The sequence below is a fragment of the Arthrobacter sp. 2YAF22_2 genome (genome assembly GCF_052114645.1).
In the GTDB taxonomy this organism is placed as follows: Bacteria; Actinomycetota; Actinomycetes; order Actinomycetales; family Micrococcaceae; genus Arthrobacter.
Genome location: NZ_JBFRFD010000699.1, coordinates 1 through 1453, shown reverse-complemented (window position 1 = coordinate 1453; position 1453 = coordinate 1). Strand labels below are relative to the sequence as shown.

The window sequence follows — 1453 nt, the reverse complement described above, 5'->3', positions numbered from 1 at the left end:
GAGGACCGCAGCGATGCGGAGATCCACGAGGGTGCCGGCGAGCAGGCCGAGGACCAGAGGCCACCAGCTCCAAGGGCTGAAGTGGCCCTGCTCGCCGGCACCCTCGTGGATCTCCGCATCGCTGCGGTCCTCCGGGCGCATGCCCACGCGTCGACCGGTGAAGCCCAGGTAGGCGCCGATCATTCCGGCCAGGCCGCCGAGCAGCAGCACCCCAAGGATGCCGACCCACTCGGACCAGTGCGTCAGGAATCCGTAGATGACCGAGACCGGGATGAAGAAGAAGGCTCCGAGTCCAAAAATCCGTGATTCGATCTTCACAGCGCTTGATCCTTCTGGTCGGCGTTACCGAGCGTCGCTGCCGCCGGGGCAGGCGAGGCGGCGGTGTAGTGCTGGGCGAGCTCGGGGTGGTGCAGGTCCAGGGCGGGACGCTCCGAGCGGATCCGCGGCAGCGAGGTGAAGTTGTGCCGCGGCGGCGGGCAGGACGTCGCCCATTCGAGCGAGGCCCCGAAGCCCCAAGGGTCATCGACCATGATCTTCTGGTCGCTGCGCCAGGTGATGTACACGTTCCAGAAGAACGGGATCAGCGAGGCGCCCAACAGGAAGGACGCGTAGGTCGAGAACTGGTTCATCCAGGTGAAGTTGTCCTGCGGCATGTAGTCCGCGTAGCGGCGTGGCATGCCCTCGACGCCGAGCCAGTGCTGGATCAGGAAGGTGCCGTGGAAGCCCAGGAACAGCATCCAGAAGTGGATCTTGCCGAGCCGCTCGTTGAGCATCTTGCCGGTCCACTTGGGCCACCAGAAGTAGAAGCCGGCGAACATCGCGAACACCACGGTACCGAAGACCACGTAGTGGAAGTGGGCCACCACGAAGTAGGAGTCGGAGACGTGGAAGTCCAGCGGCGGTGAGGCCAGGATGATGCCGGTCAGGCCGCCGAAGAGGAACGTCACCAGGAAGCCGATGCTCCACAGCATCGGGGTTTCGAAGGTGATGGAACCCCGCCACATGGTGCCGATCCAGTTGAAGAACTTCACGCCGGTGGGAACCGCGATCAGCATCGTCATGAAGGAGAAGAATGGCAGCAGGACCGATCCGGTGACGTACATGTGGTGTGCCCACACCGTTACGGAGAGGGCAGCGATGGAGATCGTCGCGTAGACAATACCCTTGTAGCCGAAGATCGGCTTGCGGCTGAACACGGGGAAGATCTCGGAGACGATGCCGAAGAACGGCAGCGCGATGATGTACACCTCGGGGTGGCCGAAGAACCAGAAGAGGTGCTGCCAGAGCACGGCTCCGCCGTTTTCGGGATCGAAGATGTGTGCGCCGAAGCGGCGGTCCGCACCGAGGGCGAACAGGGCAGCGGCCAGCGGCGGGAATGCCATGAGCACCAGGATGGAGGTGATCAGCGCGTTCCAGGTGAAGATCGGCATCCGCCACATGGTCATGCCCGGGG

General features: G+C 64.0%; 2 protein-coding genes. Both read right to left on the bottom strand.

Annotation, left to right across the window (positions count from 1 at the left end):
• The coding region (gene ctaF, locus AB4Y86_RS18805) for an aa3-type cytochrome oxidase subunit IV (RefSeq protein WP_441403651.1) at positions 1-318 on the bottom strand (318 nt) is incomplete at its 3' end.
• On the bottom strand, positions 315-1453 hold a 1139-nt coding region (locus tag AB4Y86_RS18800; protein WP_441403650.1), incomplete at its 5' end, for a cytochrome c oxidase subunit I. The genes ctaF and AB4Y86_RS18800, both read right to left, overlap by 4 nt.